The sequence below is a fragment of the Streptomyces sp. CB02923 genome (genome assembly GCF_001905005.1).
Lineage (GTDB): Bacteria > Actinomycetota > Actinomycetes > Streptomycetales > Streptomycetaceae > Streptomyces.
Window position 1 is genome coordinate 347483 of record NZ_LWKZ01000001.1, and the last position, 26139, is coordinate 373621.

The window sequence follows — 26139 nt, forward strand, 5'->3', positions numbered from 1 at the left end:
CTCACCCAAGGCCGCTGGCCAACGCCGCGCCGAACGGCGAATCCAGCCGGAACCTCCACCCCTTTCGCGCCGCTCGCGCGCCCCTCCCGCCCTTCTGACCTTCCCGTGCGCCGGGCCCTGTTGCCCCGGGCACGCAAGGAGCCCGCCATCCCCGTGTCACCACTCGCCGACCACGTCATCCAGCTCGCCTACGACCCGGGCATCTCCCCCAAGGGCGGCGGCCTGCCCGGCCTGGCCGTCCTGAAGAACATCGTCAACTCGATCAATCTGTTCGGCATCATCGCCGCCGTCGGCGCCCTGGCCGTCAGCCTCGCGGTCTGGGCCTGGGGCCACCACACCGGTGGCCACCAGGCCGAAGCCACCGGCAAGAAAGGCGCCACCGTTGCCGCCGGTGCCGCCCTCGGCCTCGGCGCCGCCAACGGCGCCGTGGCCTTCTTCTCGGCCCTGGGCGCGCAGGTCCACTGATGCAGAATCGATTCTTCCGATACGGCGCCAGCCTGCCGCCCAACCGCCGCATCGCCCTGGTGGCGATCGGTCTGGCGTGCCTGCTGGCCGTCGCTGCCGCGACCGCCTTGTTCACCGGCCGGGGCGAGGAGCGCAGCGCCCCCTCCAGTACGCCGTCGCCGACGCAGAGTTCGCCTCCCCCCGCGAAGGGCCCGGACAGCGGGAGCGGACCGGTGGCCCGCCCGCCGCGGATCTCCGATCCGGTCCAGTTCGCCAAGGCCGCCGCCGAGATGCTCTGGACATACGACACCCGCACCACCAGCCACGGCCAGCAGTCCGCCGGCATGCAGGCGTGGATGACGAAGGAGGGCCAGTACAACGACTGGGCCTCGGTCTCCGCGCAGCTGCCCGACCCGCTCCTGTGGTCGCGGATGGCCGACCAGCAGCAGCACGCCGGCGCCACCGTCGCCGAGGCCCACTACCCGGCCGCCTTCAAACAGGCCCTGGCGGAGAACCCCTCGGAGATCGCCAAGGCGTATATCTACGCCGTCACCGTCACCGGCAAGCAGACCATCACCTGGGCCAAGGGCGGCGGCGGAGCCGAAGACCGCTCTATCACCCTGGCCGTGCAGTGCCGCCCGTCCAACGACTGCTCGCTGGTCGCCATCGCCCCGCGCGTCGCGCCCTGACCGAAAGGAGTGAGTTCCCATGGGGTTTTGTGACCTCCCCCTCGCGGACAAGGTCTGCGCCGTCGGCGAGGCCGTGGACTTCGCCTCCGACCCGGGCAAGGCCATCGGCGACTGGCTCGCGAAGTCCGCGGGTGAACTCGCCGCTGCCGCCGCGGACCTGGCGGCCAAGGCCGTCGACAGCACCACCCGCGTCGACCTCAACGCGAGCTGGTTCCGCGACAACTACGAGACGATCCTGCCCATCGGCCTCGTGCTGCTGGTCGCCACGTTCTGCGCCCAGCTCATCCGCGCCGCGGTCCGGCGCGACGGACAGGCCCTGGGCCAGGCGCTCACCGGCACCGTCTCCGGCGTGATCTTCGCCTTCGCCGCCGTCGCCCTGACCACCGTCGCCATCGAAGTGGTCGACGCCCTGTCCGCCGGGCTGCTCAAAGCCGCAAACCTGAACATCGAGTCCGCGGTGCGCCGCATCGTCAAGGTCGGCCAGCTCACCTCCCTGTCGGGCCTCGGGTGGCTCGTGATGGTCTTCGCCGGGCTCGGCGTCGCCATCGGCGCCATCCTGTACTGGTGCGTCATGATGGTCAGGAAGGTGGGCATTCTGGTCATGGTCACCCTGGCGGTCTTCGCCGGGGCCGGAGGCGGCTGGGAGGCCGCCCGCCGCTGGCGCAAGGGCTGGATCGAAGCCACCGCCACCCTGGTCGTCAGCAAACTCCTGATGACGATCATCTTCGTGCTCGGCATCTCCGCGATGGGCAAGACCGAAGCCAAGGACGGCCTGGCCGCACTCGCCGACGTCCTCGCCGGCATCGTGATCATGGCCTTGATCCTGCTGTGCCCGTACATGACGTTTAAGTTCGTCCACTGGGCCGCCGAGAGCAGCGACGGGGAGACGCTGCACCGCGCCGGCGGAGCCGGTGCCCAGCTCGCCAAGCAGCACACCGGGCGCGCCGGCAAGAAGGCCGCCTCCGCCGCGGCGAGCGCCGGGACGGGCGGTGCGGCCGCCGGAGCCGGTGCGGGAGCGGGCGCCGCTCCGCAGGGCCCGGACGGAGGCTTCCCCGGGGACGTTGCCCCCGCCTCCTCCGGAGGCCAGAACAGTTCGCAGAGCGCAGCCTCCGGCCTCTCGCCCGGTGGTGACGCGGCCAAGACCAGCCTGGACAAGGCCGTCCAGCCGCCGCCGACCAGCGTCAGGGACGACACCAGCGGCCAGGCGGGCGGCAGCCCGGGACCGGGTGGTTCCGGACAGGGCGCCGCACAAGGCCAGGCCGGCGGATGGCAGTCCGGCCCGCCGACCACGTCCCCGCCGCCGCAGGGCGCCCCGCCGTCCACCGGCACGCAGGGCTCCGGAACGAACGGGCCCGCCTCGCCTCCGCCTCCCCCGGCCGGCCTCTGACCACCTGCCCGCTCCCCGGGGGCGGGAGCTCCTCACCTCCCGCCCCCGGCCCCCGCCTCCAGGACCACCTCTTGTCCGCTCCAGCCATCGCCCCCGCCACGGTGAAATTCCCGCACCGGAGCCGCCGCGGCATCCTCCTGGGGCTCACCCTTCCTCAACTCGTCCTCGTCTCCGCGGCCCTGGCACTGCTGCTGCTGACGGTCGTCTCCACCGGGCTGCTCGGCGCCCTCGCCCTGGCCCCGCTGTGGGCCGCGGTCGCCGCCCTGGTAGCGGTCCGCCGGCACGGCCGGTCCCTGATCGACTGGGCACCGGTCGTCGCCCGCTACGCACACCGCCGCCGCACCGGGCAGACCCTGTGGCTCGCCCGGCCCGTCACCCGCCCCCGCCAGGACGGCGTCCTGCACCTGCCCGGCACCGCCGCCTCCCTCAAGGTGGTCACCCCCGGCGACTCCGCCACGGACGCCGCGGCCGTCCACGACCCGCACCAGCAGACGCTCACCGCCATCGCCCGCGTCTCCTCCCGGGCCTTCGTCCTGCTCGATGCGGCCACCCAGAACCACAACGTCAACGGCTGGGGCCGGGCGCTCGCCGGCCTCGCCCGCACCGGACAGGTGGCCACCGTGCAGGTCCTGGAGCGCACCGTGCCCGACTCCGGCGACACCCTCGCCCGGCACTGGTCCCAGCACGGCCGGCCGGAAACACCGGTCGCCGGGCAGGTCTACTCCGAACTGGTCGCCGCCGCCGGACCCGCCGCGGCCCCCCACGAGACGTACCTCGCGATCTCCCTGGACCTCAAAGCCGCCCGGCGCCTGATAGCGCAGGCGGGCGGGGGACTGCCCGGAGCGTTCACCGTCATGCAGCAGACCACGGCCAGCGTCGCCCAGGCCGCCCGCAACGCCGGGCTGACGGTCACCGGGTGGCTCAGCGCCCGGGAGGTCGCCGCCGTCATCCGTACCGCCTACGACCCCAAAGCCCTCTCCGCACTGCAGCAGTGGTCCGAGACCGGGCGGGCGGAAGCCGACCCGGCCGCCGCCGGGCCCGTCGTCCAGGTTGAAGAGTACGACCGCCTCGCCACCGACAGCGCGCGGCACGCGACCTACTGGGTGGAGAACTGGCCGCGGACCGAGATGGGCGCCGGGTTCCTGCACGGGCTGATGTTCACAGCCGGGGTCCGCCGCAGCCTTTCCCTCATCTACGTACCACAGGCGCTGGAGTCCGCGCTGCGCGACGTCCAGCGAAAGAAGGCACAGATCGTCGCGGACGCCAGCGAACGCGCCCGGCGCGGCCAGGTCGACAACGAAGCGGACTCCGTCGAGTACGCCGACGTCAAGCAGCGCGAGCGGCAGCTCATCGCCGGGCACGCCGACGTCGCCCTGACCGGCCTGGTCACCGTCACCGCCGAAACCGACGCCCTCCTGGACGCCGCCTGCGCGCAGATCGAGACCGCCGCCGTCACCGCCGGCGTCGATCTGCGCCGCCTGAACTACCAGCAGCCCGACGCCTTCGCCGTCGCCGCGCTGCCCCTCGCCCGAACCACCCTGTGACCGGAGGCCGACCTGCCCCCCTCCCCGCACCCGACCGACGACCTGAACGAGCTGCTGGCCGACCTCAAAGAACTGCAGCTGCGCCACCAACAGCGCCTTGACGCCTACCGCGACGCCCAAGGCGAGGTCATCGAGGCCCAGCGCGCCGCGTACGAAGAGGAACGCGAGAACACCGCCATCGAGGCCAGCGACCGGCTCGACAGCGTCATCCACCGGCTGGAACAGCTCGTCGCCGTTCCGGCCCGCCGGGCCTTCACCGTGGCGCTGACCGGTCCCGGCCACGCCGAAGGCGCACGCCCCTGGCTGTTCGTCGTCAACGCCACCGACCGCGACACCGCCTACCGCACACTGACGCGCCTGCCCACCTACCACCAGTGGCTGCGCGACATCCGCACCCCCGACGCCTGCCCCGGCGACGCGGAGCTGGTGGCCGACGAATGCCACCCCGGCACCAGCGCCCCGGGCACGTACATAGATCTGCGTGACGAGCAGGCCCGCGCCCTGGCCGAGCCCGCTGCCCCGGGCCGCCTCCCCGCTCCGACAGCCGCTCCCGCACCGCGCCGCTCCCGCTGACACGGCGCCCCAGTGCCACCAGCGCACCGGCCGCCCCACGGCAGCAAGGACCCTCTTGACCTCTTCGAACACCACCGGCGACGCGCACCCCTATCTCCGCGCCGCTACCGCCGGCATCCGCCACCACGCTCGTGCTCTGGACCGGACCGTGCCGCCGCGGCCGGTGGACCGCCGCCACCTCGACGTCCTCCACGCGCATCTCACCGCGCTCCACCGGCTCCTCGACCAGCTTGCCGAGGCAGCCCGTCCGGCGCATCCCGGCGCCGGACGGCACCTGGCCGCCGCGCACACCCGGCTGTGGCAGGCAACCGCCGAGGCCCACTCGGCCTTCCATCTGCTGCCCTCCTCGGCCACGGACTCCGCCGAGTGCCGCCCCGAGCGGCTCCCGGAAGGACCGCCACTCCTCACCATCTGCCAGCGCCACCTCGCCGCCGGGCACAGCGTCCGCCGCAAGACCACCCCCACCGACCTGAACGGTGCACCGCACACCACCGCATGCGTGCGCTGAGGACCACGAAACGAGGGCCCCGATGAGCCACCGGCCCGCCCGCCGCGCACGCCGCGCCTCCGCATCCCCCCTGTTCACCCCGCACGGCACCGACCGGGCCAGCCGCAAGGCCGCCCGCCGCCAGCTCGCCGAAGCCTCGGCCAAAGCCCGCGCCGAAGCAACCGCCCACCCGGCGGGCACCGCTCCCGTCGAACACGAGGCGTCCGCGCCTGTGTATCCGCCCGGCGGACGCCCCGGGCGCGGCTCCGCCCGCGGCAACCGCCTCAAGCTCCCCGCCCACCGCATGACGACCGCCGTCGCGGCCGGCGCCTACCCCTTCCTGGCCGAAGGCGGCCTCGGCGCCGAGGGCATCTACATCGGCCGTGACGTCCACGCCGAAGCCTCGTTCGTCTTCGACCCCTTCGCCCTGTACGGCAAGATCGAGGGCTTCACCAACCCGAACATCCTGCTGGCCGGGGTGATCGGGCAGGGCAAGTCCGCGCTCGCAAAATCCTTCGCGCTGCGTTCGGTGGCCTTCGGCTACCGCATCTACGTCCCGTGCGACCCCAAGGGCGAGTGGACTCCCGTGGCCCAGGCGCTGGGCGGCATGTCCGTGGCCCTCGGCCCCGGACTGCCCGGCCGCCTCAACCCCCTGGACGCCGCGCCCCGGCCCGAGAGCATCGCCGAGGCCGACTGGGACAGCGAGATCCGCAAGCGCCGTCTGCTGCTGCTCGGCTCCCTGGCCCGCACCGTCCTCGGCCGGGACCTGATGCCCATGGAGCACACCGCGCTGGACGTCGCCCTCGACGCGGCCGTCACCCGCGCCGCCGACTCCGGCCGGGCGCCGCTGCTCGGCCACGTCGCCGCCATCCTCAACAACACCGAACAGCTCGACGAGGCCGCCGGGATGATGTCCGGGCGCCTCGGCGAGGCGGCCCGCGACCTCGCGCACGCGATGCGGCGGCTCATCCACGGTGACTTGGCCGGCATGTTCGACGCGCCCTCCACCGTGCGCTTCGACCCCGGCTCCCCGATGCTCACCATCGACCTCTCCCGGCTCGGCGGCTCCGGCGACGACACCGCCCTCGTCCTCGCCATGACCTGCGCCTCCGCCTGGATGGAATCCGCCCTCACCGACCCCCGCGGCGGCCGGCGGTGGATCGTCTACGACGAGGCATGGCGGCTGATGCGCCACCCCGGCCTGCTGCAACGCATGCAGTCCCAGTGGAAGCTGAGCCGCGGCCTGGGCATCGCCAACCTCATGGTGATCCACCGGCTCTCCGACCTGCTCACCGCCGGCGATGCCGGATCCCGCGGACGCGCCCTCGCCGAGGGACTCCTCGCAGACTGCTCCACCCGCATCATCTACCGCCAGGAAACCGACCAGCTCCCGCCCGCCGCAGCCCTGCTGGGACTGACCTCGGTGGAGACAGACGCCGTCTCCCACCTCAACCGCGGCAGAGGGCTCTGGAAGGTGGCGGGCCGGTCTTTCGTCGTGCAGCACCATCTCCATCCGCACGAATTGGCACTGTTCGACACAGATGCCCGTATGCATTGCGAGATCCGCGAGTTGCCGGTTTCTGCGCCCGTCATTCCGATGCACTCAGAGGTGGTGGCCCGATGAAGAGGCCACCCCGGGTAGCGGGTCTCCTGATCATAGGTGGGCCCGGTGATGGCACATGAGCCTGCACCTGGTCCCGGTCCGATCCCGCGAGGCCGCGGCGTTCGTTCGGGACTGGCACCGCCATCACCCGCCACCCACCGGGCAGATTTTCGCCGTGGGCGCCGCCGACGAGGACGGCATCCTCCGGGCCGTCGCCATTGTCGGCCGGCCTGTCGCTCGCCCCCTGGACGACAAAGCCACCCTCGAAGTCACCCGCACCTGCAGCGACGGCACTCGAAATGCGAACTCGCTGCTGTACGGCGCCGCCTGGCGGGCCGCGAAAGCTTTGGGTTACACCCGCTTGATCACCTACACCCAGGCCGGGGAGAGCGGCGCGAGCCTTCGGGGCGCCAACTGGCGAATCGTGGCGCAGCGACGCCCCCGCCCCGGGTGGCACACCCCGGCCCGTCCACGGGTTTCGCACAGCGCTGAGTACGTCGCCCGCACATTGTGGGAGGCGGCGGGGTGACGCGACGGCCCCCTGCGAACCCAGGAACCACCCGCCCGTAGAGACATCACGCAAGGCCCGACCAGGGCCGCCGCCCGCGCCGCGCCCCACCACGCACGCTGACGCCCCCGTTCCAGACCAGTGCCCCCAGGAGCCCATGCCCACGCCACGCACCGATCTGTCCGCCTTCGCCACCGATCTGGCCGCCCGCCTGCCCGGCGCCTGGACCAGCACCTATCACCGCCACGCCTCGTACAAAGATCAGTTCCCCACCGCCGAACAGCTCTGGGACCTCGGCCACATCGACCACATCGTGAGCCAGTACGTCCTCACCCACGACGCCGTCCTCCACGGCCCCGAGGACCAGCGGCTCTACGTCTCCGACCGGCCCCTGTATTCCCGCCAGTTCGTCGTCGCCCCGCTCGAACCCGCCAGCGACGGTATCCAGCCGCACCACTTCGCCGGCGTCCTGGAACCGAACGGCATTGCCGTTCCCAACGAGCCCGCCCGGGCTGCTTTCCAGGTCACCCGCCGGGTACTGCCCCGCTACGAGCAGGCCCTGCACAGGGTGCTCCGCAATGCGGCGGACGAGCCCGAGCCCCCGCACCGGCCCGCACCGCCACAGGTCTCCCAGACCCTCACCTTGGCCTACTACAGCGACGGGGCCCTGGGCGTGCCGTACGAGAGCGTGCCTGCGGAGGCCCGCCTGGCGCTGTACGCCCACGGCTTCCAGTACCACCCGCACCAGGCCGCTTTCCTCCTGCCTGCCGCGTACGGCGAGGACGGCCGCGCACTGCGCGTCCAAGCCGTGGCACAGAAGCTCGCCGCCCAGGGCATCGGCGTAAACCTCCGCGCCACACCGCAGGGAGCAACGGCACCCCCCACCACAACCGCGCGGCCGTCCGTCCCTTCACCCGCCGGCGTTCCCGTGACTGCCCGCCACCGGTAGACCGACCGCGTTCCGCGAACCGGCACCCGCGTATCTCTGGAGAGCCTCCTGTCCACCCGTTCCTTCATTGCCCGGCCCACCCAGACCGGCTACGACGGCATTTACGTCCATCTCGACGGCCAGCCGAGCGAGAAGCTGCCGCTGCTCCTAGCCGCCTTCCAGCACAAGTTCGGGCGGGACGTCGAGGTCATGGCGCAGCACCTCGTGGACGGCGTCGCTGTCGGCTGGGACGAGCTGGGCACCGACCTCCTCGACGGCGCCCCGCACGAGATCATCTGCGCCCTGACCGGCGGGCAGCAGTGGTTCAGCAGCACCCTGGACCACCTGATCACCCCTGACGGCTCGCCACCGGTCCGTATGACGGTCACCGAACAGACCGCCGCCGACCAGGATGTGCAGTGGGGCTACATCCTTCGCCCGCACGGCATCGAAGTGCTCCCCGTACCCCACGCCGAAGCCGGTCCCGTCATCGGCTGGGACACCGATCCGCGCACGGCATTCAGCAACCACCCGGGCCGTTGGTCCTCCCCCGTCCTCACACCGGGCCTGTCCGCCCGCGCCGTACGGCCGCCCCGGTCCGCTCCCGCGGCAGCGCCCGCAGAGTCCCGCCCGGCCGTCCGCCGCTGACCCCGTCTGTCCCCGCTTCCCGGAGATCGCCCTGCCCACGCCCCTGATCACGGTCGTCATCGCCACCCGCCTGCGCGAGGACCGCCTCGGCTACCTGACCGCCATGCACGCCAGCCTGACCCGGCAGTCCGTTCCCTGGGAGGCGGTGATCGCGATCGACGGAGCCGACCCTGCCCGTCTGCCAGCGCCGCTCGCAGCCGACCCGCGCATCCGCACCCTCGCCGTCCCCCGGCCCGTAGGTGCCGCCTGTGCCCGCAACCTGGCTCTCAACGATGTCCGCACCCCCTACGTGAACTGGGCCGACGATGACGATCTGTTCACCGATGACGCCATGTCCGCGCGACTGGGCACGCTGGAGACGACCGGTGTGGGCTGGTGCGCCGGATGGAGTGAGGATCTTCACCGCGACGGCTCGACCACCCTGTGGCGCTGCCCGGCACCGCCCGGCCGGCATGAGGCCGGTGACGTGTGGACGTACTGGAAGTCCCCGGCCGACACCATCCCGGTCGGGCCGACCACCCTCCTCGCCCGCACCGACCTGGTCCGCGCGGCCCCGATGGGGGGCCTGGTCCAAGGGGAGGACTACTGCGCGGCCGTAGGCGTCACCTGCCTGGCCCCCGGGATCCTGCTGCCCCTGCCGGTCTATCGCTACCGCAAACACGCAGGTCAGATGACCCAGACCCCGTTGTACGACCAGTTGGAGGCGGCGGCCAGAGAGCACGCCTGGCACTACGGGCGCAGCCTGCGCGCCGCCGTCCGCCATGGGGAGCCCCGCCATGGCTGACGCGCAGATCACCCTCTCCCACAGCCGGGGCCGGGGCATCGTCGCCCTTGCATCCGGCGAAAAGTACGAGTCCGCCGGCAAGGCGCTGGTCGAATCCGGCTTCCAGCGGGGTGAGGCCGGGGTGTACCGCCTGCCGGCCGAGGATCCGGACGTCTCCCGCACCACCGTGGCCGGCCTGGTCCGCCGCGCCGAGGCACACGGCGCCACGGTGACGACCAGCAGCCGGCGCTTCATCGGCGACACCGCCGAAGACCTCGCCCGCCTGCTGCCCGGTCAGTGGGAGGCGCAGGTGGAGCTCTACTCCCACCCCCTCTGGCAGGAGGATCTCGTGCCCTGGCTGTGGGACAGCGGAGAACTCGCCCGCGCGGTCCAAAGCGAGCGCATCCCGTACGCCGCCACCCTCACCCTCACCGACGGGGCGTCCGAGACCACGCTGCTGCTGGCGGAGCGCCCAGGCCACCAACTCGACTACCTGGTAGGCGCGTTCTCCCCGGTCCCGTTCGAGGAGAGTTACGGCGATCCGTACGCTCCGGCCAGCATCGTCCTGTCGTCCTTTCCCGGCCGGGCGGCCCGGGCCATCACGGAGCGGTACCTGCCAGCCTTCGACCGGGCCCTCCACGCCCGCCGGACCACGGCCGTCGCCGATGCTCTCGATCGAATTCGCACCGAGCACCGCGCCTGGACCGCGATGGTGGCCTCCGGCCGCTACAGCGACGCCACTCCGCTCAGCTTCGACGCGCTCGGCACCGCCACCGCACAGTTCCTGGACACCACCTGGCGCGAGTTCCTCACCGTTGTCGACCACGCCCCCGCCGTGCTCGCCCGGTGCCTCCCCACCGCCACCCCCTGGCCCGAGGACGCTGAGACGCTCGCGCAGCTCACCCATGCCCTCACCGATGCCGAACCCGTGCACGAGGACCTGGCCCGCGGTACCTCACTCACCTCCGCAGAGCGCAACGCCCGGATGTGGCCGGCCGTCGAAACCTGGCTGGCTTGCGGCGAATCGTTCCTCCGGCAGGCACGAGCCGCCACACCGCACCCGCGGCCCGTCCTCACGGCCACGGCGACGCCGCGCGCCCTCCCATCGGCCCGGCCCGCACCCCGCCGCTGACTGCGGCCATGAACGCTAGGAGCCCCCTCTCTTTGGACCCCGGCACCCACTTCGCCTTCGGCACCCATCCGCACCACGGCTTCGTCGCCTCCGCCACCTCCCACATGTCCTCGCGCTGGGCTCACTGGCTCCTCGTGAGGGAGCAGTTCGAGCCCGTAGACGGTCAGCCGGGCCTGTTCCGGCTGGCCGAGCCTGAACGCGACGGCCCGCGCCGCACCCGGCAGGCCGTTCACGACCTGCGCCGCCACGGGTACGCCGTGCACGCCGACGTCGCCCTCGATCCCGCTGCATCGGCCGACCCACCGCGTCCCGTCAGGCCCCACGGGCTCTCGGAGCAGCGCAGCCGGATCGCACAGGCCGCCGGCCGTTCATCGCAGCGCCGTTCGGCGCCCACCACCGCACGGCCGGTCCCTCCGAAGCCTGCCTACGCGCCCACCGTCCACCTGCCCGCCGCCGCCACCGGGCGGTCGCGGTGACGCCCGACGCCGAGGCGATCAGCATCACCCGCGGGCAGGGCGGCCAGGTCGAAGCCGAAGGCGCCCTCGATCCCCTGGCCCGAGACGTCCTGAGCCGGGCGGGCTTCCTCTTCGAGCCGTCTCTGCGTGGCCCATGGGTCCGCCTCCCCTTCGACATGGGACGCGGCTGGGAGAACGAACACGCCAGCTGGGCGGCTGAGATGCTCAGCGCCGCCCGTTACCCCGTGCGCCTCGACCCGGACCTGCGCCACGACGCCCCCGCGCCGGTTGTTGCGTCCGGGCCGAGGCGTCCGGCGGCCATGACCGCGCAGCCCCCGCCCGGCCGCGCGCCGCGCCGCTGATGCCGACACCAGCAGGAGAAACTGATCCCCGACCCTGACACGACCGATATCGCCGCCCTGGCCTCCCGGGTACGCGACTTCCGGCTGCGCATGGCTGCCCTGGACCGCGAGACCGAGGCCGCCCTCGACACCGCGCGTGACCGCTACGGGCACACGGTCCACCACCAGGTCGCCGCGGCAGCCCGCGCCCGCCGCAACCACACGGCCGTCGATGCGTACACGACGCACCTGGCCCCGCACGCCGGCCCCCTGCTGGACGCGGCCCGCAGCGCCGTCGACGGGCTGCCGCCCGCCAAGCACACACGTGCGTGGCGCGACCTGCTCGACTCGCTCGCCGCCTCACACATGGAGATCGCCCGCATCCTCGACCGGCCCGCCCATCCCGGCTCGAGCGCCGAGCGCGAGCAGCACACCCTGGTGTGGCCCCACCTCGCCGCCTGGGCAGATTACGGCTCCATCGCCGCCGACCTCGCCGAACAGCATCACCAGCCCGAGCCCGAGCTGACCGCCGAGGAACGGCAGATGTGGACCGAAATGGCCCAGGCCGCGCGGCGGCGAGGCGCGCTGGACCTGACCGAGTCGTGGTACGCGGCCGATGGCCGCCACATCACGCTCGCCCACCTCGTCGAGGACGACGACTCCGTCGTGGTCGCGCTCGCCGGAGACCCGGGCGCGCCGGGCTGGGAGGTCATCGGGCACTACGCCCACGAGTACGCCGCCGGGCAGGCGCTGCCGCGCGCGGTCCCGCCCGGAGTCCTGCGCCCCGATGCCGCGTCCCGGTTCAACCGTCCGGAGCCCGCCCCCGAGCGGTCCTTGCAGGAGCTGGTCCAGGAGGTGGTCGAGGCCCGCGCCGCCGGCGATGTCTGCGAGACCCTGCTCAGTGCCACACAACAGGGCTACGACGCAGGCCCGATGGTCCGTCTGCAGCATGTCCTGTCCACCGCCGCGAAGTTCTCCCACGCCCTGGAGACCGCACAGGGCCGGCAGATCGGCGCCCGGCTCGACGCCCTTGAAAGGCAACTCGCCTTCCTGGCGCAGGAGGTTCACGACGCGGCGGAGGACCTCGGGGCCACCGTCGCCGTTCTGCCGCCGCACCGCGCCCCGAAACCGCCGCGGATCCGCCCGCGCCCCGCTCTGGAGACGACGCCTCCGCCCGCGCCGCCCCAGCGCACCACGACGACTGCGCGCCACCCATAACGGCCCGTACCCGCGGGGAACTCCCGATTCCCCCGACCGCTTCGTCAGCCCCGGTCCACGCATCACCTAAGCGCGGCGCCGGCGGCACTCTTCCCGTCCTGCTCCTCGCCTGCCGCTAACACGCCCGAGCAGGCACCCCGACTCCCCTGTACACGTCTTCAAGGAGATACGTCTATGGCTGTCCACACCCAGTTCCCCGTCGAGCACCGCTGCGGTCATTCGATCACCCATGACCTGTCCGACCGTCCCGCCGACCGCCGGGCCGGCTTCGCCCGCTGGCTGGCGGGAAAGGACTGCAGCGACTGCTGGAAGGCGGCGCGCGACGCCGACACCGGCTCCAAGGAAGAATGGCTCGCCGCCAAGCGCGCCCAGGAGCAGCAGGCCGCCGCCGAGTGGGCCGAGAAGTTCGACATGCCGCCGCTGGAGGGCCCCGAGCGGGCCCTGGACTGGGGCGAGCGGTCCCGCCACCGGCTGATGACGGCCGCGCACACCGCACTGGTCGTCGAGGACACCTGGGACGAGGCGGACTGGACAGAACTGGAGGAGAAGGCGCGCGTGGTCACCAGCGCCGGATGGTGGCTCGACCAGAGGGACGCGGAGGGATCTGACCTGCTCGAACTCCTCGATGCCGCCACCGAGGCCGACCGCGGGACGGAGAACCCGTTCCGCTGAGTGCGGCCGGAACATAGCCGGGGATCGCCGGTTAGCCAAACCGGCGATCGTCCGGACTATTGATCCTCCCGCCGCCACCCGCTCCGCGTGGAAGGATCTGCATGACCCCGCCGTCCCGGACGCCTCCGCCGACCCCGGCCTTCGCCCCGACGCACGACCCGCTGACCCCCGCGCGGGACATCACCCACCAGCACTTCCAGGCGGGCGACCAGGTCGTCGTCCTCAAAGGGGTCGCCGGCGGGGAGCTGTGGGGGGATGCGATGCGCGTCGTCGCCCCGTCCTGGCACACCCCGACCGACGAGGACGGATGGCGCCTGCGCGACGCCACCGGAGGCGCCCAGACCTACGTCACCGCCCACCCCCGCTACCTCGTACACCTCTCGCGCCGCTGCCCGGACTGCCTGATCCACCTCCGCGCCATGGAGGACCACCTGCTGACGAAGTACCCCGCGCCCAACACGCTGACCGACTGCGGCTGGTACACCACCACGGCGCTCGGCCAGCTCGTGCACATCGCCGACGCCCGGAGCGGCCGGTGACCCTCCCCGTCCGCCACCCCGGCCACGCTCTCACCCTCCTGAAGGCGAAGGCCCGGGCCACCGCCGATCCCAGTGCCGCCTCCTGGCCGGACCGCCTGGCCCAGGACCTGCGCGACCTCGATGCCGACTGGCGGGAGTCGGCGGCGGTGTGCGCGGATGCCGCCTGGACGGCACGCGCCGCGGGGCACAGCGTCCTCGGCCTGCTGAGCCCGGCCCAGGTCACCGCCGCCGGCCCTGACCCGGTCACCACCCGCACCTTCCGGCACCTGTACCTGAGCGCCCTGCGGTTCGATTTCCGCTGCCCCACCCTCCAAGCCGTCGTCGAACAGCTCCCGGAGACCGCGCTGCGCTCTCTGGACTGTTACAGCCGCGCCCTGTACGCCTTCGCGCTGCTGGGCCAGTCCCGCCCCGAGGGCCTGGCCGTCATGGACGAGGTCCTTGCGGAGGCCGGGGAGCACACCAAGACCTTGCACGTTCTGCTGCACGGGCTGTGGCTCGGCCAGGACCTGGACCAGGGCGCCGAGCGGCTCCTGGCCTTCAGTGCCCGGCCGGCCTTCGCCACCGGCACCGATCCGCTCGTGCTCTTCCGCAGGGCCGGCGCCCTGCGCCGCCTCGGCCGCTACGCCGAAGGGCTCGCCGCCATCGACCGGGCCCTGGACCGTCTGCCGCCCGGTGACCTCGCGGTGCACGCCGATCTGGTGCGCGAGCGCTCCCTGATCTGCACCGCCCGTGACCTCCACCAGCACCTGCCCGCCCGCGCTTTCGGAGGCACACCGACGTGATCCCCCGTATCAACGAACGCACCCACAACCCGTTCGACCCGCTCAGCGAGGCGCTGGGGCACGCGGTGCCCATCGAGGGCGGCCTGACCGAGCACGCCGTCGTTGCCTACTGGCCGGGCCTGGACTCCTACACCCTGGACGACGAGCAGGCGACGTGGACCTCCACCCAGTGGGCCGAACACCTCGAAGACCCTCTGCTGGAGCATCCGTTCGCCGCCAGCCCCCACGGCGACCGGCGGGCCATCTTCCACCTCCATGCCCGGCTGCACCCCAACGACGGGGACCTGCGCGGTGCGGAGTGGGCCGAGGCAGCCCACCGCCTCGCCCGCGCCGCCGGCATCGAGACGCCGGGCGACCGCAGCGGCTGCCACTGGATCGCCGTCCACGGCAAACCCGGACGCCTCGATGTGATCGCCAACCTCATCCGTCTCGACGGCACCTGGCAGCGCCGGCCCGTCGACCAGATGCGACGGCTCTCGGAGGAGGCCCGCCGCATCGAAGCGGACCTGCACCTCACCCCCGCCCCAGCCGTCGCCCCACAGCGGGGCAGCCAGCGGGCCGTGCCGAGCGCTTCGGTGCAGTTCGCCGCGGTTCTCGCCCAACTGGCCGACGAACAGGGCGGTCCGCTGGCCACGGTGCGCGGCCTGGTCGAACACACCGCCCACCGCCTCGCCGACCAGCCCGGCGCTGCCGGTTCCGAGACCGCGCACGGCGTGGAGCTGATCGCCCGCCGCCTCTACGGCATCCAGCACGACCTCCACACCACCGCCACCCGCCTGGCCCCTCCAACCCGTTCACACACGGCCGTCCCGACACCGCCCGCCGCCGCGGCGGCTGCGCGCCGCTCACCGTAGGAGAAACGTTTCTTTGCCCCGTGTTGACCGCTTCCTGACCGTGCGCCGCGATCCGGACTCCGAGGAGGTCATCGCCCGCGGCGGCGATCCGGAGGCGCACAGCCTCCTCCAGCGAACCGGGCTCGTACCCGTCGTCCGCGTCCACGAGACCTACCATCGCGCCCCGGCCGGCCTCGCCCGCGACGAGGAATGCCGCATCGCCACCGAAGCCGTCGCCCGGCTGCGAAGTGCCGGATACCACGTCGGCTGCGACGAGGGCTTCGACACCGAGGCCCGCCCACTCGGCTACCTCCCGCTGGGCGCCTCCGTCTCCCACCTCGCCGAGCGCATCCACCAGGCCACCACGACGGACGAAGCGGCCGAGGTACTCACCGAGCTGACCGCCGCCCACGACGGCATCCTCGCCGCTCTCGGCGAAGTCCTGGCCGTCACCGCCGAGTTCCACGAGGGTCTCGGCGGTGCGGCCGACCCGCACATCGCCCGGCGGCTGCGCTACCTCGCCGACGAGCGCCTCGGCATCATCCGCACCGACCTGTGCGATACCCGCAACGCTCTCGCCGACCGGCACGCCCCGCACCCCGGCCGCAGTACCTGCGCCGAAGAGGTCCCCGCCACCGAACGCGAGCGCTCTGCCGTGTGCGCCTGCCCGCCCCCGCCGCGCACGGTTGCGGCCCCGCCGCCTGCCGTGGCCGCCGGGCTGCGCCACTGATCCCCACCTCGCCCAAGGACACCATGCACGACCACGAACACTCCGAGCGCCTGGCCTCGTACGCCGACGTCCTCGCCGGTGAACTGCCCGACCCCTGGACCAGCACCTACCACCCGCCCGACGCCAAGGACGCCCTCGCCGAACTGACCGACCGGATCTGGGACCTGGACCTGGTCGCCGAGTCCCTCGCCGAGCATCCGCTGCAGCACGCAGCCGTCCTGAGCCGCCCGGACGGCGCCCAGCTCGCCGTCCTTGACCGGCACGGTGAACGCGACGGCTTCCTCATCGCCGCCGTCGCCCCCCGCGCCCTGCCCGACGAGGCATACCGCTCGGTACCCGAGCCGAACGGCATCGCGCTGACCGACGACCCCTTCCTGAGCGCCGAGCAGGTCGCCGGCGATCTGCTCGCCCGCTACGACACCGCGCTCGCCCAGGCCCGCCACAACGCGGCCGCCGACGTCCAGCCGTCCCAGCCGGACCGGGTGGTCCTGACCTGGCAGCCGGACGGCAGCCTGGCTGCCGCACCCGTCGGCGAGACGGCCGCCGCCGTCCTGGCGGACAACGGCTTCGTCCCGGACCAGCACAGCGGCATCTACCGCCTCACCGGAGACGACACCACCGTGCAGGCCCGCGCCGTGCGCGAGACCGGCCGCCAACTCGGCGCGCGCGGAATCGCCACCGCGCTCCAGCACCCCTCGGGCCGGATCCCGCCCACCGCCACACCGGCCGCCGTGCCGCCGTCCCCGGCTGCGTCCCGTATCCCGGGCGCCAGGGCCCGATGAAGCAAAGGGAGCCCGACTTCCTGGTCCTGGAGTACGTCACCATCACCAAGGACCCCCGCAGCGGGCTGATCGTCGCCCTCGGCGGGACCGAGCGGGCGGCAGACATCCTCCAGCGAACCGGCGGATTCCTCGACGCTCCCGGGCCCCGCGGGGGCTACCACCGTCTTCCCCACGGCCTGCCCGTCGAGCAGCAGCGCCTGAAGGCAACCGCCGCCGCGCACGCCCTGCTCGCCGCCGGCCACAGCGTCCACCTCGACCCCGCTCTGAACGCGCTGGCCACGCCGGACAGCGAACGCGAAACAGCTCTGTGCTATCTCGCCCAGCTGTCCGAGCGGGCCTCCCGCGCCGAGAGCAGCACTGAGATCGCCGAGGTCCTGACCGAGATCGCCGGGCCGGCCGAGGGCCTGCTGCCCCTCACCCGGGAGGCTGTCGTCAGTGCCTGGATCTCCTGGTCCCATCACTTGGACGCCGTCGGCGAAGACCCCGAACCGGTCTCCCAGCTGGGGAAGACGGCAGACGTCCTGTCGCGCGCCGCCCACCACATCCTTCTCGCCCGCAATCACGCCGCGCGCACCCTGGAGGCTTCGGCACCCACGACATTGCCGCCGAGTCCCGCGCGGCAGCCGTCCGCCCCCACGTCCCACCGCCGCTGAGCTGGAGGCCGACCGTGGCCAATCTGGCCGACGAATGCGGCACCGACGTCGAGATCTACGTCAAGCCGCCGACCGCCACCATCCACGCCGACACCCCCACCGGCGCCCCCGAAAAGCTCCACGACCTGCTCGACCAGCTCGGCCTGGAACGCCAGGAGATCCGCACCGCCGGCCCCGTCTACATCTGGCACACGGTGCCCGAACATCTCGCCGCCGACGAGCAAAAGCGCGTGGCGACCCGGGCTATCCCCGCCCTCCTGCAGGCCGGGTACAAGGTCAACTGCACCTCCGCCGTCTTCGACGAGGCCGCCTACCAGCAGGCCGTGCGCGAAATCCGCGCCGCCCAGCCTCACCCCGCGGCGCAGCGCCCGGCTCCGGCCGCCACCCCCTCGCGATCCACGCCGTCCCGGCGCACCCCATGAGGCCCGGCGGGCGGCCCGGCCCTCCGCCGGGGCCGCCCGCCGGCACCGCCCGACCCTTCGGAGAAACCCGTAGCACCCCGCACGCCCCCACCTACCACCCTTCGTCTCAAGCCCCGCCTGGCCACCGCCTTGTTCCGCCGCTACCTGCGTGCCTGCATCCCCACCGGGCCGGACCACGGCTCCCCGCTGGCCGGTGCCCGCCCGGAGGCCGTCCTCGCCGAGTCGCAGCGGACCGGACACCGCCAGCGCCACTGACCGTCCCCGACCTGGAGGAGCATGTCCCATCCGACCCCGTACGCAGGGCAGCTGGCCGATGAGATCACCCGCCAGCTCGGCCAGCTCGCCGACCACCTCGCTCAACTGCCCCCGCATGAAGCCCCGCAGGCCATCGCCCGCATCCTCGATCCCGACGACGGGGTCCTCGGCGGCGTCACCCACCTCGTCGCCACGGGCAGCGTGTTCGCCAAGACCGAGGCCGAGCGGGGAGCGCTGCCGGCGGAGGTGTGGCTCGCCCTCGGCCGGGCCTCGAACGAACTCAACGACATCGCGCTGGACCTGGACGAGCACTGCGAGGCCCTCCGACGCATCAGCGCACGCCCCACCACCGCAACCGCGAAGCCGCCGGTCCCCGCTCCGCTCGTCGTCCGGCGGCGCCGGTGAAGAAGAAGCAGTGGCAGAACTGGGGGCCGGGCGAGCAGGCCCAACAGCACTACCTCGTCGAGCCTCGTCACCTCGCCGGCAGCGGTGACCTGCGCCATATCACCGAGTTCCTGCGCGCCTCGGGCTGGAAGGACAAATCCAAGAGCGGCGGGCCGACCGTCTTCGACAGCCCGGACAAGTCCGTGCGCATCGGATACGACCCGTTCACCCAGCCCGGCGGCTGGACCATCAGCGGGAAACGGACCGCTGCGCAGGTGGCATGGCACGCGACCTTCTCCCGCCAGGTGCCCGTCGAGATCGTGGCGGGAGTCACCGACGCGCTGACCCAGCCGCGCTCCGCGCACGCCCCCAACGTGTGGGAACCACTTGCGGCACACCGCTGGGAAACCGAGCAGGGCCGGCACGTCACCGCGCGCAGCCCGGACGGCACCGCCTTCGTCCGGTTCCACCAGAACGGCCCCGGGCAGGCGCACTGGTGGGCCGGTGCCCGCAACGAACACGGCCGCGTGTGGCAGGCGGTGTTCACGCCCACCACGCCGATGCATCTCGTGCAGGCATTCAGCACGGCGCTGTCCGACCCGCAGCCGGTGATGCGCCAGCTCGGCCACGTCCCGCCCTCCCAGCAGATCCGCACCACCTCAGTGTCCGTGCTGCCGTCCCAGCTCAGCGCCTGGCAGCAGGCCCGCATCACTGCCGCCCGCGCCGCCACCTGGGCCCGCAACACCGCCCGCAGCCCCCGTCCGCGCACCGCGGCCCACCCCCACGCTCACGCGGGCGCCCCCCGCGCCCGCCGCTGACCTCCCAAGGAGCCCCGTGCCCGCACTCACCCCGGATGCCGTCCGCACCGCGACCGAGACCCTGTCCCGCCTCACCGACTACCTGCGCGACACCCCCGAGCCGAAGCAGGCGCTCGCCCTGGCCGAGCCGCTGCTGGACGAGTACACGGGGCTTCCCGTCCAGCTCGCCGACGCCCTGCGCGCCCTGGCCCGCGCCGTACAGGAACACCCGGACATCCCGCACAGCCTCGAAACCGACCTGCTGGTCACGGAGTTGCGCACCGCCGCATGGGAACAGGCCGACCAGCACACCCTCCACTACGTCCTCGACGACCTGCGCGCGCTGCACGCCAGCGCCTCCGGCACCGAAGCGGAGCACGGCCCGTGCCGGTGAGCGAACAGCAGCTCGCCGCCTTCGCCGACCAGCTCCCCCGGCACATCCCCCTCGACACCAGCCCCCGCCACCTCGCCGGCGCCGGCGATGCCCGGCACGTCACCCACGCACTCGCCGCGGCCGGATGGGCCCGCACCTCCGACCCGTTCAGCCCCGAGATCATCCTGCGCAGCCCGCAGGGCCGGTGCACCCTGCACTTCGACCCGCAGTCCGTCACCTCCGCATGGTGGCGGCTGCGGGCCGAGTCCACCGACACCGAGCCGGGCTGGTACGCCGAGTTCGGTGAACTCGTGCCCGCCGAAATCCTCGGCCGCCTCACCGACGCTCTCACCACCCCGCCGCCGCCCCGGCCGCCGGACCCGTTCCAGGCCCTGAAGTCGGCGGGATGGCTGTTGAGCGACGCGAGGACGGCCCACTCCCCTGACCGCATGTGCCACGTAGAACGCTGTCCTGATCAGGAGGACCTCCGGGGGTTCTGGCACGTCGAAACCTGCGAGCCGGGACACGGCACGCTGCTGGGCCCCCGCATCTGGCACGCCCGGTTCGACGGCCAGGTCCCCGACCACCTCGTGGGCGCCTTCATCACCGGGCTCGCCGATCCCGCCCCGCTCCAGCGCGGCATGTTCGACCGCACCGCCCACCACAGCGTCGTGCAGGAACCCAGCCCGCACACCCCCGAACAGGTCGTCGCCGCACACGCCAACCGGCTCGCCGCCATCCGCACACAGGCCCGCGCCGCCCGCCGACAGCAACCGCCCCACCCCGCCACGGCCGGCGCGCCCCGCCTGTCCGGCCGCCCGCCGCTGCCCCGTTAGGACCCCCGCCGTCTCTCCCGACCCCACCACTCACCGCGAATTCCTGCAGCACCTCGACGACTACGTCCGCGACAGCAAGACGATCCTCGACGCCTGGGACGCCTACTCCGACGAGCACACCGACCTCGACGGCTGGCCGCACGACGACCACACCTACGGGCTGCGCCAGAGCCAGCGCGACGCCGACACCGCCGAAGCATTCGACAACATCCGGGCAGGAGCCCGCCACCTGCTGGCCACCGCCGACACACAGCTGCGGAGCATGCCGACCGGTGCGGTGCAGAGCCACTGGATATACCGGCTCGGCGTCCTGCACACAGCGCTCGACCGCCTCGATGCCCTGCACGAACAATGGCTGCTCACGCGCGACAGCCTGCCCGCCGACGCCCAACCCGGCACCCCCCTTTTCAACGACGCCCTCGCCGAGCACCACGCCGAATCCTGGAGCTACCTGGACGACTGGGCCACCCACGGCCACGTCCTTAAGGACATCAACTCCGCAGCCCGGTGCGCCTCCACGCCCCTGGCCCCACCCCCGACCGCCGTCGCCGCGCCCGGCCGGTCCCCCTCGGTACGGAGGTGACCGTGCCCGCGGCACCCGAGACCTTCGAGGCCGGCTCCATCGCCCCGCGCCGCCTGCCCGGCGGGCGAAGACCACCCGCTGCCGCCTACTCGTCCTGGACGAATCGGGATGCTGGCGTCCGGCCCGGCCGCCGCTGAAGCGTTCTGCCCGGTGACCGTTGCCGCCTCCGAGCGCAAGGCCGTCATCGTGGCTGCCACCGGCGCCCACCGGGCTTCGGCTCGATCGGGCCCAAGAGGCGCGCCACGACGACCGTCGTCCGGCTGCTGCACCACGTGCATCTCGTGCTGCCCTCCGGCAGCAGTCTCCGGCTCACCAGGCAGCCGCTGGCAAAGGCGGCAAGCCACGGCACTGATTCTCCGTCTGTTCCGCCGCCTGTGCACAGCCCTGCCGGGTGGCGCGGCACGAGGCAAGTGGGCACCTGCTCGGCGCCGCCCGGCCGGAAGACCTGCTTGCATCAGCGCGACGGCGCGCAACAAGGGCGCCCGGGCACCGGAACACGCGGGGCCACCGCGCTCACCGATCTGAGTCTTGCCGTGCACCGGCAGTCCGCTCAGCACCGCGACCAGCAGCCCGCATCTCGTGCCCCACACGCATCGGGACGTCCCCGTACAGGTCGCCGCCGCCCTGGAGGACCACGTCCGCGCCCCGTCATGTGCCGCGACGACCCGCAGGCGGGCCGAGCGCTCCGCCACGGCCACCGACCGGGAACAGCCGCCCCCTTCATCCCCGCCCGGAAGCACGTAGCCCCTTTGCCTCCCTCCTCCAACAGCTCCGACGGGTACGACATCGCCTTCCGGCTCCTCCTCGGAGTCCTCGCCGTCGTCGTCCCCCTCTCGAACCTCGCCTGGCTGTCCGGCAACATCACCGCCCACCTCACCGGCCTCCCGTGGGCGCCCTACCAGCCGACCGCAGCCCTGCTCCACCCTGACCAGCTCTGGCCCCACGCCACAGAAACGTCCCTGCTCGTCGGCGCCCGCGTCATTCCCGTCGCGGTCCTCCTCGCCCTCGGCGCCGCAGCCGGTGTCCTGTGGTCCCGCCACAAGAACCGCGGCAGCAGCCGGAAGAAGAAGATCACCGGCATGGCCAAGGCGCGGGATATCGAGCCGCTGATGGCCAAGGCGATCGAGTCCAAGGCGCGGTCCCTGCGCCCGAGTCTGAAGGACACCAAGCACATCGCCGCCAGGGACACCGGCATCCTTCTCGGCAATCTCCAAGGCACCCCGCACGAGGTGCGGATGGGTTACGAGGACGTCGCCGTTGCGATCATGGCTCCGCGATCGGGGAAGACCACGTCGCTGGCGATCCCCTCCATCCTGTCCGCCCCCGGCCCCGTCCTGCTGACCTCGAACAAGGCGGCGGGCGATGCCTACACCACGACGCTCGACGCCCGGGCGCAGGTAGGACGGGTGTGGTCGATGGACCCGCAGCAGATCGCCCACGCCGCCCGCGCCATGTGGTGGAACCCCCTCGCCACCGCGAAGACCCTGGACGGTGCCAACAGGCTGGCCGGCCACTTCGTCTCCGCCTCCGTGGACGCCTCGCAGCAGGGCGACTTCTGGTCGAAGGCCGGTTCCAACATCCTCTCGCAGTTGCTGCTGGCCGCGGCCCTCGACGAGCGGCCGATCACCGACATCATGGCCTGGCTGGCCTTCCCCGCCGACCGTACCCCGCTGGACATCCTGCGCGATCACGGCTTCGCCGCCGTCGCCGCCCAGCTCAAGGGCACTGTCGAGGGTCCGCCCGAGACCAGGGACGGCATCTTCGAGACGGCCCGCCAGTACGCCGCGGCCCTGCTCAACGCAGAGATCTCGGAATGGGTGACGCCACAGAAGGACGTCGCCGAGTTCCGGCCGTCGCAGTTCGTCACCTCCACCGACACCCTCTACCTGCTCAGCAAGGACGGGGGCGGCGGCGCTTCGGCACTGATCGCGGCGTGTGCGGACGCGGTGATGCGGGCGGCAACCGCCGAGGCCGAACGCGCCGGCGGACGCCTGGACCCCCCGGCCCTCGCGATCCTCGACGAGGCGGCCAACGTGTGCAAGATCAGCGACTTGCCGGACCTGTACTCCCACCTCGGCAGCCGTGGAATCATCCCCCTCACCATCCTTCAGTCCTACCGGCAGGGCCAGAAGGTCTGGGGGGACGCGGGCATGGACGCCATGTGGTCCGCCTCGACCGTGAAGGTCATCGGCAGCGGGATCGACGATCCGGACTTCGCGGACAAGCTGAGCCGCATGATCGGCGACCACGACGTGGAGACCACCTCCACCTCGCACTCGGAGTCCGGGAAGTCGACCTCCATCTCGATGCGCCAGGAGCGGATCCTGCCCGCCGATGCGATCCGCGCCCTGGCCAAGGGCACCGCCCTGTGCTTCGCCACCGGTATGCGCGCCGCCATGCTCGACCTGCGCCCCTGGTATGCCGAGCCCGGCGCCCAGGAGCTGTCCGCCGCCTCCGCCCTCGCCTCGAAGGCCATCACCGAGCGCGCCGTCGCCAAGGCCGCCCCGGCAAAGTCCGACTTCACCACGGCCGTCTGAACCCCGGCGCTGCCACCGCCAACGGCGGCAACTCCCCGCACGCGACCACCGCTTTGCCCCTTCGGAGACCATGGCCTTTATCGACCACAACGACGTCGTCATCGGATCCACCGACGACGGCCACACCTTCGTCCTGCTCAACCGGGCCCTCCCCGCGGCCCAGCGCATCCTGACCGACCACGGCTTCACCTCCCATCAGCCCAGCGGTCCGGGCCGCCCGCTGTACCTGCTGCCGCCCGCCTACGCCGGCGAGCAGGCCCACACCCGCACCGGCGAAGCCATGCATTTCCTCTTCCAGCACACCTGGGACGTGTCCGACCTGAGCTGGACCACCCGCTGGAGCCCGAGCGAGCCGCTGCCCGAACCGGACGTCCACTTCGACGTCTCCGGCGACCGCGTCACCGCCACCGCCCGCACCGACGCCGCGCGCCGCATACTGGCCCGCCACGGCTTCACCGCCAGCCAGGACGGATACGCCCTGCCCGCCGACGCGGAGGAAACGCGACAGCTCGGCGCGGTCGTCCAAGCGGAGATCGCCCTGTACATGGAGAACCTGGGCGGCCGCATCGGGCTCGGCTTCCGCACTCCCGCCGACATCCCCGCCGCCCCCGCCCGCACGAGCGGCCACACGACCACACCGCCCGCAGCCCCGGCTCCTGACCGGCCGCGCCGTACCCGCTGACAGCTCAGGCGACGTGCCGAGCAGACCTCCAGCCCCGCCCCGCCTCTCCGCGGCGACACCCCGACCACTGAGAACCTCGCTTGCGCATCTCCACTCCACCTGCCGGTGCCGCGCACCGGCTGTATCTGAGCCAGCTTTCCGACTACCTGCACAACAGCGAGCAGATCCAGACCGCCTGGGAACACTATTGCGCCGAGCACAGCGATCCGGAGACTCACCAGCCGTTCGACGACGACGCCTACGGCCGCAGGCAAAGCCAGCGGGCCGAAGCCACCCTGGCCGCCTTCGGCCGTGTGTACTACCACGCCGACGAGCTGGTGTCTCTCGCGGAGCAACAGCTCCTCCAACTGCCTGCCTCCGACCGCACGCGGCACTACGCCTGGCGGCTTGTTCTCCTCAACGTCAGCACGCAGCGCCTGTACGAGGCCCGCGATGCCTGGCTCGACGACCGCCACAAGCTGCCGGAGGCCGCCGTGCCGGGAAACGCGGCGTACGAGGAGCCGCTCGCTGAGTTCCATGCCAAAGCCTGGCTCTACCTCCACCAGTGGACCTTTCACGGCCGGTCCCTCATCGAGATCAACCAGCTGGCGCAGAAGGAGCCGCACGCATCCCCCGCTCCCGCCAAGGCGCCGCCAGTGCCCGAGCCGACCGCGAAGCCGTCCGCGCCGCGCCGGTGACCATCGTGAACGCCCCGCCGCAGCCCCCGCATCGAACGGAACCGCCCCGCCGCAGATGACCACACCCACCGCCCCGGCCGAACAGCTCCTGCTCCTGGGAGGCGACTTCGCCCGCCACAACGATTATCTGTCCCGCCTGCGGCTCGACAGCCTCAGTCCCGCGAGCGCCCTCACGCAGCAGGCCACCTCCACCCAGCACCTGGCCCGATCGGCGCTGGACATCATCGATGGCCTCAACACCCAGCAGATGCACCACAGCCCGCAAATCCGCACCGTGTACGCGCGGGTCCGGCGGCTCGCCCACCTGGCCACCGACGCAGCCGACCATCTCCTGGACGCCGAGGACATCCTCGACGACACCTACGCCGGCGTGCCCGTCAAGGGCGACGGCCCCCTGCTGACCTACCGGCAGGCCCTGCAGATGGCCAACAGCCGCCTCGTCCTGGTCCGGAAACTGACCGCACCGGCCCCCCATGACACGCTGACAGCCGCCGAACTCTTCGTCACCGAACAGCGCCGCCAGGGCGACATCCCCCCGCGGCAGCCCCCCGCCTTCTCCCCCGCGCAGCACGCCGCGCTGCGTGCGGTGGCGCGCGGCGAGGTGACGATCGCCGATGACAAGCCGTACCGGCGCCGCGATGACCGGCGCATCACCATCAGCACCCTGCGCTCGCTGGAAGCCCGCGGTCTCGTCGCCCGCGAGAGGTGCCCGCTGTGGCTCCACGACGAGCGGGTGCACCTGAGCACCGACGGCCGCCGCGACCTGGCCGCCACTTTCGGAAGGCCCCCGGCCCCCGCGCGCACCGCCACCCGCCCGGCACCGGCGCCCAAAGCCACCACCAGCCGCTCTCGCTGACCCCTGCTTCCCAGGAGATCCCACGC

At 72.7% G+C, this 26139-nt stretch carries 33 protein-coding genes; all 33 read left to right on the forward strand.

Annotated elements, in window-relative coordinates:
• Window positions 1-147 precede the first annotated feature (147 nt).
• The 33 genes from A6A06_RS01480 (at window position 148) to A6A06_RS01635 (ending at window position 26113) form a co-directional block, all read left to right on the forward strand.
• Complete coding sequence (locus A6A06_RS01480; protein ID WP_073759633.1) at window positions 148-465, forward strand: DUF6112 family protein; 318 nt, start codon at window positions 148-150, stop codon at window positions 463-465.
• The gene (locus A6A06_RS01485) at window positions 465-1133 is read left to right on the forward strand and encodes a hypothetical protein (RefSeq protein WP_073757982.1); all 669 of its coding nucleotides are present in this window, start codon (window positions 465-467) and stop codon (window positions 1131-1133) included. Before A6A06_RS01480 ends, A6A06_RS01485 begins: the two co-directional genes overlap by 1 nt.
• Before the next feature lie 19 nt (window positions 1134-1152).
• The gene (locus tag A6A06_RS01490; protein WP_073757984.1) at window positions 1153-2520 is read left to right on the forward strand and encodes an SCO6881 family protein; all 1368 of its coding nucleotides are present in this window, start codon (window positions 1153-1155) and stop codon (window positions 2518-2520) included.
• Between the two features lie 71 nt (window positions 2521-2591).
• A complete protein-coding gene (locus tag A6A06_RS01495) occupies window positions 2592-4064 on the forward strand; it encodes an SCO6880 family protein (RefSeq protein ID WP_073759635.1) in 1473 nt (490 codons plus the stop codon).
• 258 nt (window positions 4065-4322) lie between these two features.
• Window positions 4323-4637 carry a hypothetical protein gene (locus tag A6A06_RS01500; RefSeq protein WP_073757986.1) on the forward strand — a complete coding sequence of 105 codons (315 nt, stop codon included), beginning with the start codon at window positions 4323-4325 and terminating at the stop codon, window positions 4635-4637.
• Window positions 4638-4692: 55 nt separating this feature from the next.
• Window positions 4693-5145, forward strand: a complete 453-nt coding sequence (locus A6A06_RS01505; protein ID WP_073757988.1) for a DUF6238 family protein — start codon at window positions 4693-4695, stop codon at window positions 5143-5145.
• 22 nt (window positions 5146-5167) lie between these two features.
• A complete protein-coding gene (locus tag A6A06_RS01510; RefSeq protein ID WP_079193729.1) occupies window positions 5168-6748 on the forward strand; it encodes a VirB4 family type IV secretion system protein in 1581 nt (526 codons plus the stop codon).
• 55 nt (window positions 6749-6803) lie between these two features.
• Window positions 6804-7256: an XF1762 family protein gene (locus A6A06_RS01515; protein WP_073757990.1), complete on the forward strand. Its 453-nt coding sequence runs from the start codon at window positions 6804-6806 to the stop codon at window positions 7254-7256.
• 136 nt (window positions 7257-7392) lie between these two features.
• The gene (locus A6A06_RS01520; protein WP_073757992.1) at window positions 7393-8184 is read left to right on the forward strand and encodes a hypothetical protein; all 792 of its coding nucleotides are present in this window, start codon (window positions 7393-7395) and stop codon (window positions 8182-8184) included.
• A 189-nt stretch (window positions 8185-8373) separates the two neighbouring features.
• Window positions 8374-8811, forward strand: a complete 438-nt coding sequence (locus A6A06_RS01525; RefSeq protein WP_242440519.1) for a hypothetical protein — start codon at window positions 8374-8376, stop codon at window positions 8809-8811.
• Between the two features lie 43 nt (window positions 8812-8854).
• Window positions 8855-9595: a glycosyltransferase family 2 protein gene (locus A6A06_RS01530; protein ID WP_073759637.1), complete on the forward strand. Its 741-nt coding sequence runs from the start codon at window positions 8855-8857 to the stop codon at window positions 9593-9595.
• Complete coding sequence (locus A6A06_RS01535) at window positions 9588-10706, forward strand: hypothetical protein (protein ID WP_073757996.1); 1119 nt, start codon at window positions 9588-9590, stop codon at window positions 10704-10706. The genes A6A06_RS01530 and A6A06_RS01535 overlap by 8 nt, the downstream gene beginning before the upstream one ends.
• A 32-nt stretch (window positions 10707-10738) precedes the next feature.
• Entirely contained in the window at window positions 10739-11182 is a 444-nt protein-coding gene (locus A6A06_RS01540; RefSeq protein ID WP_073757998.1) for a hypothetical protein, read from the forward strand.
• Window positions 11179-11523 carry a hypothetical protein gene (locus tag A6A06_RS01545; RefSeq protein ID WP_073758000.1) on the forward strand — a complete coding sequence of 115 codons (345 nt, stop codon included), beginning with the start codon at window positions 11179-11181 and terminating at the stop codon, window positions 11521-11523. The genes A6A06_RS01540 and A6A06_RS01545 overlap by 4 nt, the downstream gene beginning before the upstream one ends.
• Before the next feature lie 90 nt (window positions 11524-11613).
• On the forward strand, window positions 11614-12720 hold the full coding sequence (locus tag A6A06_RS01550) for a hypothetical protein (protein ID WP_073758002.1): 1107 nt from the start codon (window positions 11614-11616) through the stop codon (window positions 12718-12720).
• A 174-nt stretch (window positions 12721-12894) separates the two neighbouring features.
• Window positions 12895-13392, forward strand: a complete 498-nt coding sequence (locus A6A06_RS01555; protein ID WP_199930631.1) for a hypothetical protein — start codon at window positions 12895-12897, stop codon at window positions 13390-13392.
• A 101-nt stretch (window positions 13393-13493) separates the two neighbouring features.
• On the forward strand, window positions 13494-13931 hold the full coding sequence (locus A6A06_RS01560; protein ID WP_073758004.1) for a hypothetical protein: 438 nt from the start codon (window positions 13494-13496) through the stop codon (window positions 13929-13931).
• Window positions 13928-14713 (forward strand): hypothetical protein, encoded by a 786-nt coding sequence (locus tag A6A06_RS01565; RefSeq protein ID WP_073758006.1) that lies wholly within the window; start codon window positions 13928-13930, stop codon window positions 14711-14713. Before A6A06_RS01560 ends, A6A06_RS01565 begins: the two co-directional genes overlap by 4 nt.
• Entirely contained in the window at window positions 14710-15567 is an 858-nt protein-coding gene (locus A6A06_RS01570) for a relaxase/mobilization nuclease (RefSeq protein WP_073758008.1), read from the forward strand. Before A6A06_RS01565 ends, A6A06_RS01570 begins: the two co-directional genes overlap by 4 nt.
• A 13-nt stretch (window positions 15568-15580) precedes the next feature.
• Window positions 15581-16276, forward strand: a complete 696-nt coding sequence (locus A6A06_RS01575; protein ID WP_073758010.1) for a hypothetical protein — start codon at window positions 15581-15583, stop codon at window positions 16274-16276.
• Between the two features lie 23 nt (window positions 16277-16299).
• Window positions 16300-17058: a hypothetical protein gene (locus tag A6A06_RS01580; protein WP_073759641.1), complete on the forward strand. Its 759-nt coding sequence runs from the start codon at window positions 16300-16302 to the stop codon at window positions 17056-17058.
• Window positions 17055-17711 (forward strand): hypothetical protein, encoded by a 657-nt coding sequence (locus A6A06_RS01585; protein WP_073758012.1) that lies wholly within the window; start codon window positions 17055-17057, stop codon window positions 17709-17711. The genes A6A06_RS01580 and A6A06_RS01585 overlap by 4 nt, the downstream gene beginning before the upstream one ends.
• A 14-nt stretch (window positions 17712-17725) precedes the next feature.
• Window positions 17726-18133, forward strand: a complete 408-nt coding sequence (locus tag A6A06_RS01590; protein WP_073758014.1) for a hypothetical protein — start codon at window positions 17726-17728, stop codon at window positions 18131-18133.
• 129 nt (window positions 18134-18262) lie between these two features.
• Window positions 18263-18388 (forward strand): hypothetical protein, encoded by a 126-nt coding sequence (locus A6A06_RS43440; RefSeq protein ID WP_274535865.1) that lies wholly within the window; start codon window positions 18263-18265, stop codon window positions 18386-18388.
• 21 nt (window positions 18389-18409) lie between these two features.
• Window positions 18410-18793 (forward strand): hypothetical protein, encoded by a 384-nt coding sequence (locus A6A06_RS01595; RefSeq protein WP_073758016.1) that lies wholly within the window; start codon window positions 18410-18412, stop codon window positions 18791-18793.
• On the forward strand, window positions 18790-19590 hold the full coding sequence (locus tag A6A06_RS01600; protein ID WP_073758018.1) for a DUF317 domain-containing protein: 801 nt from the start codon (window positions 18790-18792) through the stop codon (window positions 19588-19590). Before A6A06_RS01595 ends, A6A06_RS01600 begins: the two co-directional genes overlap by 4 nt.
• A 16-nt stretch (window positions 19591-19606) precedes the next feature.
• Window positions 19607-19963: a hypothetical protein gene (locus A6A06_RS01605; RefSeq protein ID WP_073758020.1), complete on the forward strand. Its 357-nt coding sequence runs from the start codon at window positions 19607-19609 to the stop codon at window positions 19961-19963.
• A complete protein-coding gene (locus A6A06_RS01610) occupies window positions 19954-20778 on the forward strand; it encodes a DUF317 domain-containing protein (RefSeq protein WP_073758022.1) in 825 nt (274 codons plus the stop codon). Before A6A06_RS01605 ends, A6A06_RS01610 begins: the two co-directional genes overlap by 10 nt.
• A gap of 262 nt (window positions 20779-21040) precedes the next feature.
• Window positions 21041-21361, forward strand: a complete 321-nt coding sequence (locus A6A06_RS41340; protein WP_199930632.1) for a hypothetical protein — start codon at window positions 21041-21043, stop codon at window positions 21359-21361.
• Between the two features lie 749 nt (window positions 21362-22110).
• Window positions 22111-23898, forward strand: a complete 1788-nt coding sequence (locus tag A6A06_RS01620) for a type IV secretory system conjugative DNA transfer family protein (RefSeq protein WP_073758026.1) — start codon at window positions 22111-22113, stop codon at window positions 23896-23898.
• Between the two features lie 70 nt (window positions 23899-23968).
• Complete coding sequence (locus A6A06_RS01625; RefSeq protein ID WP_073758028.1) at window positions 23969-24580, forward strand: hypothetical protein; 612 nt, start codon at window positions 23969-23971, stop codon at window positions 24578-24580.
• Between the two features lie 80 nt (window positions 24581-24660).
• A complete protein-coding gene (locus A6A06_RS01630) occupies window positions 24661-25257 on the forward strand; it encodes a hypothetical protein (RefSeq protein WP_073758030.1) in 597 nt (198 codons plus the stop codon).
• 55 nt (window positions 25258-25312) lie between these two features.
• Window positions 25313-26113, forward strand: coding sequence for a hypothetical protein (locus A6A06_RS01635; RefSeq protein ID WP_073758032.1), 801 nt, complete (start codon window positions 25313-25315; stop codon window positions 26111-26113).
• Window positions 26114-26139 lie beyond the last annotated feature (26 nt).